Here is a 9,250-nt window from a genome sequence, read left to right on the forward strand (position 1 = left end):
CGGTTCATGAGCCAGGCCAGGCACACGGGCAAGATCGTGCTCACCATGCCGCCTCGCTGGGACCCCGAGGGCACCGTGCTGATCACCGGTGGCACGGGCGGTCTGGGAAGTGAGCTGGCGCGGCATGTGGTGGCCGAGCACGGTGTGCGGCGTCTGTTGCTGACGAGCCGGCGTGGGCTGGATGCTCCGGGCGCCGTGGAGTTGCAGGCGGAGTTGATCGCGCACGGTGCCGAGGTGTCGGTGGTGGCGTGTGACGCCTCGGACCGGGATGCGGTGGCCGGGTTGCTGGCCGGGATTCCGGTGGACCATCCGCTGACGGCGGTGGTGCATACGGCCGGTGTGCTGGACGACGGCGTGGTGGGAGCGCTGACGCCGGAGCGGGTGAGCAGGGTGTTGCGGCCGAAGGTGGACGCGGCGTGGCATCTGCATGAGCTGACCCGCGACCTGGACCTGGCCGCCTTCGTGGTGTTCTCGTCCGTGGCGGGCTCGATGGGTGCTCCGGGGCAGGCGAACTATGCCGCGGCCAACTCGTTCCTGGACGCGTTGATGATGCGCCGCCGGGCCGAGGGTGTCGCGGGGCAGTCGCTGGTGTGGGGGCCGTGGGCGCAGGACAGCGGCATGACCCGCGGGCTCACCGAGACGGACATCCAGCGGATGAGCGCCGCCGGGATGCCGCCCATCAGCACCGAGCAGGGCATGGCCCTGTTCGACGCGGCGACCACCCTGCGGCACCCTGTGGTGCTCACGGCCCAACTCAATCTCGCCGCACTCCGCGCCCAGGGCGCAGCGGCCCCGGTGCTCCGTGGCCTGCTCGGCGCCGGGCCTCGTCCGGTGGCGCGGTCCACCGTCGTGGAGACGTCCGAGTCACTGCGGGACCGGCTGCTGAACCTGCGGGCCGACGAGCGCGCCGAGTACATGGTCCGACTGGTGCAGGAGCAGTCGGCCATGGTCCTGGGGTATGCGTCGGCCGAAAAGATCGACCCGGCACACCGGTTCAGCGATCTGGGATTCGACTCGCTGACCGCGGTCGAGCTGCGCAACCGGCTGAGCTCCGGCACCGGGCTGCGCCTGCTGTCCACCCTCATCTTCGACTATCCGACACCGGCTGTACTGGCCGGATATCTGGTGAACGAACTCGTTCCCGCGGACGCCCCCGATCCGACGCCTTCCTGGATGGCGGATCTGGACCGGCTGGACGCCGCGCTGTCGGACGGCTTCTCCGACGAGATCACCCGGACGGGTGTCGCCATCCGGCTCCGGCAGCTGCTCACGAAGGTGACCAAGGCCGAGGCGGAGAGCGACGGTCCCGGCGCCACCGACCGGCTCGAATCGGCCAGTGCCGACGAGATTCTCGACTTCATCGACAACGAACTGGGCCGAATGAACGACCGGTGACCCCGGGCGCCCAGCTTTCAGCCAAACACGGAGGATCACTTCCCATGCCTGACGACCGGAAGCTCGTCGACTACCTCAAGTGGGTCACCGCCGATCTGCACCAGACCCGTCAGCGGCTCCAGGAGGTCGAGGCGGGCAAGCAGGAACCCATCGCGATCGTATCGATGGCCTGCCGCTACCCGGGCGGGGTGGCGTCGCCCGAAGACCTGTGGAGACTCGTCATCGGCGAAGGTGACGGCATCTCCGGATTCCCCACCTCCCGCGGCTGGGACCTGGACGCGCTGTACGCCCCCGACCGGGACCCCCGCGGGAACACGAGCTATGTGCGTGAGGGTGGCTTCCTGGACTCGGCCGGCGAGTTCGACCCGGGGTTCTTCGGGATCTCGCCGCGTGAGGCGCTGGCGATGGATCCGCAGCAGCGGCTGTTGCTGGAGACCTCGTGGGAGGCGATCGAGCGGGCCGGAATCGACCCGCTCACGCTCCAGGGCAGCCGGACCGGTGTCTTCGCCGGAGTGATGTACCACGACTACGGCTCCGGCGCGGAGTTCCCCCAGGAGACGATGGCCTTCCTGGGCACCGGCACCGCGGGCAGCGTGATGTCGGGCCGGATCTCCTACACCCTGGGGCTCGAAGGCCCCACGGTGACGCTGGACACCGCATGCTCGTCGTCGCTGGTGGCGCTGCATTTGGCGGCCCAGGCGCTGCGCGGTGGCGAATGCACCCTGGCGCTGGCCGGTGGAGTGACGGTCATGGCCACGCCCGGCCCCTTCGTGGACTTCAGCGCCCAGGGCGGCCTGGCGGCAGATGGCCGGTGCAAGTCCTTCTCGGAGAGTGCTGACGGGGTGGGCTGGTCCGAGGGCGTCGGCATGCTGATGCTGGAGCGCCTGTCGGACGCCCAGCGCAATGGCCATGAGGTGCTGGCAGTGCTGCGGGGCTCGGCGGTGAACCAGGACGGCGCTTCCAACGGGCTCACGGCGCCGAACGGCCCGGCCCAGCAGCGCGTCATCAAGCAGGCCCTGGCCGGCGCCGGGCTGTCCGCCACGGACATCGACGTCGTCGAGGCGCATGGCACCGGTACCACGCTGGGCGATCCCATCGAAGCACAGGCGCTGCTCGCGACGTACGGTCAGGGCCGGGACGAGCAACACCCGGTCCTGCTGGGCTCGATCAAGTCGAACATCGGCCACACCCAGGCCGCCTCCGGTGTCGCCGGGGTGATCAAGATGGTCATGGCGCTGCGACACGGCACGCTGCCCGCCACCCTGCACCTCGACGAGCCGACCTCGCACGTGGACTGGTCGGCGGGTGCGGCGAAGCTGCTGGCCGAACGGACCGAGTGGCCGGAGACCGGGCGTCCGCGCCGCGCCGCGGTGTCGTCGTTCGGTATCAGCGGTACGAACGCCCACACCATCATCGAGCAGGCCCCGACGGTGGAGGCCGGGGACGACACGGCGACGCCGACCGCGGCCCCCGGCGTGCTGCCGGTGGCGGTGTCCGGAAAGACGGTGGGCGCGCTGCGCGCACAGGCGGCGCGCATCGCCGAGCGCCTGGACGAGGACCGGGACGCCCGCCTTGTCGATGTGGTGTTCTCATTGGCGACCACACGATCGGCGTTCGAGCGTCGGGGCGTGGTGCTGGCCACCGACCGTGCCGGTGCCGTCGAGGGTCTGCGCGCGCTCGCGCACGGCACCTCCGCGCCGGGACTGCTCAGCGGGGCAGTGCGGTCGGGTGGTGGGCTCGGGGTGTTCTTCTCGGGGCAGGGAAGTCAGCGGGCGGGGATGGGCCGGGAGTTGTACGGGCGGTTCCCGGTGTTTGCGGAGGCTCTGGATGAGGTGTGTGCGCATCTGGACCGGGGCCTGGATCGGCCGTTGCGGGAGGTGATGTTCGCCGAGCCCGGGTCCGCCGAGGCGGGGTTGCTGGATGAGACGGGGTGGACGCAGCCCGCGTTGTTCGCCGTCGAGGTGGCGTTGTTCCGGCTGGTGGAGTCATGGGGGATCACGCCGGACCATCTGACGGGTCATTCGATCGGTGAGATCGCGGCGGCGCATGTGGCGGGGGTGTTCTCGCTGGCGGACGCGTGCACGCTGGTGGCGGCGCGGGCCCGGCTGATGCAGGAGTTGCCGTCGGGCGGTGCGATGGTGTCTCTGCAGGCCACCGAGGACGAGGTGGTTCCGTATCTGACGGATGGGGTGTCGGTCGCGGCGGTCAACGGACCGCGTTCGGTGGTGATCGCGGGCGATGAGGCGGTCGTACTGGAGGTCGCGGCCCGGTTCGAGGCCGAGGGACGTAAGACCAAGCGGCTGGCGGTCAGCCACGCCTTCCACTCCCCGTTGATGGATCCGATGCTGGATGAGTTCCGGCGTGTGGTGGAGGGGCTGTCGTACGCGGCGCCTCAGGTTCCGCTCGTCTCGAACGTGACCGGTGAGGTGGCGTCGGCTGAGCTGGTCTGCACGCCGGACTACTGGGTGCGGCATGTACGGGAGACCGTCCGGTTCGCCGACGGCGTGGCCGCGTTGAGCGCTGCGGGGGTGACCGCGTTTCTGGAGGTCGGACCCGACGGTGTGCTCTCCGCCATGGCGCAGGACAGCCTGCCCGACCAGTCGGATGACACGGTCGTCATCCCGTCCCTGCGCAAGGGCCGTGAGGACGAGGCAGCCCTGGTCGAGGCGCTGGCCAGGCTGCACATCGCCGGCGTCAAGCTGGACTGGACGGCGTTCCTCGCCGGGACCGGGGCGCAGCGGGTGGACCTGCCCACGTACGCCTTCCAGCATGAGCACTACTGGCCGAACGCGCTGGTGAGGACCGGAGACGCCAGCGGGTTGGGACTCATGTCCGCAGAACACCCGCTGCTCGGCGCGGCCGTCGGCCTGGCGGACTCGGGCGGCGTACTGTTCACCGGCCGGCTGTCGCTGCGGTCGCATCCGTGGCTTGCCGACCACGCCGTGGGCGGCGTGGTGCTGTTTCCGGGAACCGGTTTTCTGGAACTGGCGATCCGCGCCGGGGACCAGGTCGGCTGCGCGCGGATCGACGAATTCACCCTGGCCGAGCCGCTGGTGCTGGGCGAGCGGGACGCGGTCGCCGTCCAGCTGTGGGTGGGCCCGGGCGATGACTCGGGCCACCGGAACATACACCTGTACTCACGTCCCGCCGACGCGGTGGAGCAACCGTGGGTGGAACACGCCTCCGGCGTACTGGGCGCGGAGGAGCGCACCGCGGACTTCGACGCCTCCGTATGGCCGCCCGAGGGAGCTGCCGCGCTCGACCTCGACGGCTTCTACGAGCGATTCGCCGAGGGCGGGTTCGGCTACGGCCCGCTGTTCCAGGGGCTCCGGGGGGCCTGGGAGCGCGGCGACGAGGTGTTCGCGGAGGTGGCGCTGGAGGAGCAGGCAGCGGACGCGGAGTCGTTCGGTGTGCATCCCGCGCTGCTGGACGCGGCCTTGCACGCCGTCTCGTTCGTGGATCTCGGGGAGCCGGGACGTGGACTGCTGCCGTTCTCGTGGAACGGTGTGTCCCTGCACTCAGGAGGGGCCTCCGTACTGCGGGTGCGGTTGGCCAGGTCCGGCGCCGAATCGGTGTCCCTGACCGCCGCCGACGGGGTCGGCGCGCCGGTCATCTCGGTCGAGTCGCTGGCGCTGCGCCCGGTGACCGCCGATCAGCTGGCCGGCTCCGGTACGGCGCGACAGGACTCGCTGTACCGCCTGGAGTGGGTGCTGGCACCCGCGCTGACCTCCCCCATGGACGCGGTCGCCGCCTTGGACGTGGCCGAGCTGAGCACCGATGTGGCGTCCCTGGAAGGCAGCCCCGACCTGGTCGTCGTGGCACTCGACCCCGCTGATTCGATCGCCACCCCCGACGCCACCCCCCACTGCGTGCACGAGGTCACGGCACGGGTGCTCGGCCTGATCCAGGAGTGGCTGGCCGACGACCGGTTCGCGGACTCCCGTCTGCTCTTCGTCACCAGGGGAGCCATCGCGGCCGACGACGGTGCGACGGTGACCGACCTGGGCGGGGCCGCGGCATGGGGGCTGGTGCGTTCGGCCCAGTCCGAGCACCCGGGCAGGTTCCTGCTCGTCGACGTGGACGAGCGGGAGACCTCCATGTCCGCGCTGCCCGCGGCACTCGCCTCGGGCGAGCCCCAGGTCGTGGTGCGCGACGGCGTCGTACGCACCGGCCGGCTCGCCCGAATGGCCACGGGGACCAACCTGATGCCCCCGGCGGATGCGCCGTGGCGGCTGGACAGCGGGCAGCGGGACCGGCTGGACAACCTCGCCCTGCAGACCGCCCCTGAGGCCACCAGGCCGCTGGCGGCCGGCGAGGTCCGACTGTCCGTACGCGCCGCCGGCCTCAACTTCCGCGATGTGCTCAGCGCCCTGGGTATGTATCCCGGAGAGGCCGCACCCATGGGCGGTGAGGCGGCCGGAGTGGTCGTCGAGACCGGCCCCGAGGTGACCGGGCTGCACGTCGGCGACCGGGTGATGGGCCTGGTGGCCGGCTCCTTCACGCCCTGCATCGCCGTGGACCAGCGTGCGCTGGTGAAGGTCCCCGACGAGTGGTCGTTGGAGGATGCCGCGGCGGTGCCGCTGGTGTTCCTCACCGCGTATTACGGGTTGGTGGATTTGGCGGGGTTGTCGTCGGGTGAGTCGGTGCTGGTGCATGCGGGTGCCGGTGGTGTGGGGATGGCGGCGGTTCAGCTGGCGCGGCATCTGGGCGCTGAGGTGTTCGCGACGGCGAGTGAGGGCAAGTGGGATGCGTTGCGGTCGCTGGGGATCCCGGACGACCACATCGCCTCGTCCCGTTCGACGGACTTCGAGGAGCGGTTCCTTGACGTGACCGGTGGGCGGGGTGTGGATGTGGTGCTGAACTCGCTGGCGGGTGAGTTCGTCGACGCGTCGGTGCGGTTGCTGCGCTCGGGCGGCCGGTTCCTGGAGATGGGCAAGACCGACATCCGCGACGCGGAAACGGTGGACGGTGACTACCTCCCCTTCGACCTGGCGGACGTGGAGCTCGACCGGACACAGCGGATGCTGGTCGAGCTGGTGGAGCTGTTCGAGGCGGGTGCGCTGCGGCCGCTTCCGGTGACGGCGTGGGATGTGCGGCGGGCGCGGGACGCCTTCCGGTTCATGAGTCAGGCCAGGCACACGGGCAAGATCGTGCTGACCATGCCGCGTGAGTGGGACCCCGAGGGCACCGTGCTGATCACCGGGGGTACGGGTGGTCTGGGCAGTGTGCTGGCGCGGCATGTGGTGGGTGTGCGTGGGGTGCGGCATGTGCTGTTGACGAGCCGGCGTGGGCTGGATGCTCCGGGTGCGGCCGAGTTGCGGGCGGAGTTGGCGGAGCTGGGCGCCGAGGTGTCGGTGGTGGCGTGTGATGTGGCCGACCGGGACGCGGTGGCGGAGGTGCTGGCGTCGATTCCGGCAGAGCATCCGCTGACCGCCGTGGTGCATGCGGCGGGTGTGCTGGACGACGGTGTGGTGGGGGCGCTGACGCCGGAGCGGCTGAGCGCCGTACTGCGCCCGAAGGTGGATGCGGCGTGGCATCTGCATGAGCTGACGCGCGAGCTGGATCTGGCGGCGTTTGTGGTGTTCTCGTCGGTGGCCGGATCAATGGGCGCACCGGGGCAGGCGAATTACGCGGCGGGCAATGCGTTCCTGGATGCGCTGATGATGCGTCGGCGGGCAGAGGGGTGCGCCGGGCAGTCGCTGGTGTGGGGGCCGTGGGCCCAGGACAGCGGGATGACCGGCGGTTTGAACGAGGCCGACCTGCACCGGATGAGCACCGCCGGACTCCCGGCCATCAGCGCCGAGCAGGGCATGGCCCTCTTCGACGCCGCCACCGCGCTGCACGACGCGATGGTCGTCCCCGTACCGCTCGACCTCACGGCCCTGCGGTCGCTCGGCGAGATACCGGGCCTGCTGCGTGGGCTCGTCCGGCCGGCACGGCGTACGGCGGCCGCGGCGCTGCCCGCATCCGGCGCCGCCGCCGAGCTCAGCGGGCGCCTGGCGGGGCTGCGGGGCGCCGACCGGGTCCAGATCCTGGTGGACCTGGTGCGCGCCGAGGTCGCGTCCGTCCTGGGATACGCGTCACCGGACGCGGTGGAGATCCGGCGGGAGTTCCGCGAGCTGGGCTTCGACTCGCTGACCGCGGTCGAGCTGCGCAACCGGCTGAACACGGCCACCGGGCTGCGCCTGCCGTCCACACTCGTCTTCGACTACCCGACGCCGGCCGTGCTGGCCGACTTCCTGGTGGCGGAACTGGTCGGAACCGACAGCGCCGTCGCGGCCCCCGTGGCCGGGGCGGTCCGTACGGACGACGACCCCGTGGTCATCGTGTCCATGGCCTGCCGCTATCCGGGCGGGGTCCTCTCGCCGGAGGACCTGTGGAATCTGGTGCTCGCCGAGGGCGACGGCATCTCGGAGTTTCCGACGTCTCGCGGGTGGGACCTGGAGTCGCTGTACGACCCGAACCGTGCGCGCCGGGGCACCAGCTATGTACGAGCGGGAGGGTTCCTGGACTCGGCTACTGAGTTCGACCCGGGGTTCTTCGGCATCTCGCCGCGCGAGGCGCTGGCGATGGACCCGCAGCAGCGGCTGCTGCTGGAAGTGTCCTGGGAGGCCATCGAGCGAGCCGGTATCGCTCCTACCTCACTGCGCGGTAGCCAGACCGGTGTCTTCGTCGGATCGCTGCACCACGACTACGCGTCGGGGCGCCTGGAATTCCCGCAGGACGTGCGTGCCTTCCTCGGCACCGGGACGGCCGGCAGTGTGATGTCGGGCCGGGTCTCCTACACGCTGGGCCTGGAGGGCCCGGCGGTCACGGTCGATACGGCATGCTCGTCATCCCTGGTGGCCATGCACCTCGGGGTACAGGCCCTGCGGTCGGGAGAGTGCTCCCTCGCGCTGGCCGGCGGCGTCACCGTCATGGCGACCCCCGGGCCGTTCATCGACTTCAGCGCTCAGGGCGGGCTCGCCGGCGACGGCCGGTGCAAGGCGTTCGCGGAGGGTGCCGACGGGACCGGCTGGTCGGAGGGTGTCGGCCTGGTGGTGCTCGAGCGGTTGTCGGATGCGCGGCGCAACGGGCATGAGGTGCTCGCGGTGGTGCGGGGTTCGGCGGTGAATCAGGACGGTGCGTCGAATGGTCTGACGGCGCCGAACGGTCCGTCGCAGCAGCGGGTGATCCGTCAGGCGCTGGCCAACGCGGGTCTGTCTCCGGTGGATGTGGACGCGGTGGAGGCGCATGGCACCGGGACCACGCTGGGCGACCCCATCGAGGCACAGGGACTTCTCGCCACCTACGGGCAGGACCGCGAACACCCACTGCTGCTCGGGTCGATCAAGTCCAACATCGGGCACACCCAGGCGGCGGCCGGTGTGGCCGGTGTGATCAAGATGGTGATGGCGATGCGGCACGGTGTGCTGCCCAAGACGCTGCACGTGGACACGCCGTCCACGCATGTGGACTGGTCGATGGGGGACATCCAGCTGCTCACCGAGTGCGTGGAGTGGCCGGAGCACAGCCGTCCGCGCCGGGCCGCCGTCTCGTCCTTCGGCCTCAGCGGCACCAACGCCCACACCATCATCGAACAGGCCCCGCTGCCCGAGGAACCGCCTTCCGCCGACACGCGGCCCGAGCCCGCCGTGGCCCCTGCTGCCCTGCCGTGGGTGGTGTCGGCGAAGACGGCCGAGGCGCTGCGTGGGCAGGCGGCCGGTCTGCTGGCGCGGGTGGAGGTCGATCCGGAGCTGGAGCCCGTGGATGTGGGCTATTCGCTGGTGTCCACGCGGTCGGTGTTGGAGTACCGGGCGGTGGTGGTCGGTGGTGACCGCGAGGAGCTGCTGTCCGGTCTGCGGGCTCTGGGTGC

2 protein-coding genes are annotated in these 9,250 nt (G+C 71.0%); both read left to right on the forward strand.

The window, feature by feature from the left end:
* Positions 1 to 1,395, forward strand: a 1,395-nt coding sequence (locus tag ACFV2X_RS54640; RefSeq protein ID WP_385631585.1) for an SDR family NAD(P)-dependent oxidoreductase, incomplete at its 5' end; no start/stop codon positions are given.
* Positions 1,392 to 9,250, forward strand: a 7,859-nt coding sequence (locus tag ACFV2X_RS54645) for an SDR family NAD(P)-dependent oxidoreductase (protein ID WP_385631588.1), incomplete at its 3' end; no start/stop codon positions are given. The genes ACFV2X_RS54640 and ACFV2X_RS54645, both read left to right, overlap by 4 nt.

Origin of the sequence: Streptomyces sp. NPDC059679, from assembly GCF_042734105.1 — a bacterium.
GTDB lineage: Bacteria > Actinomycetota > Actinomycetes > Streptomycetales > Streptomycetaceae > Streptomyces.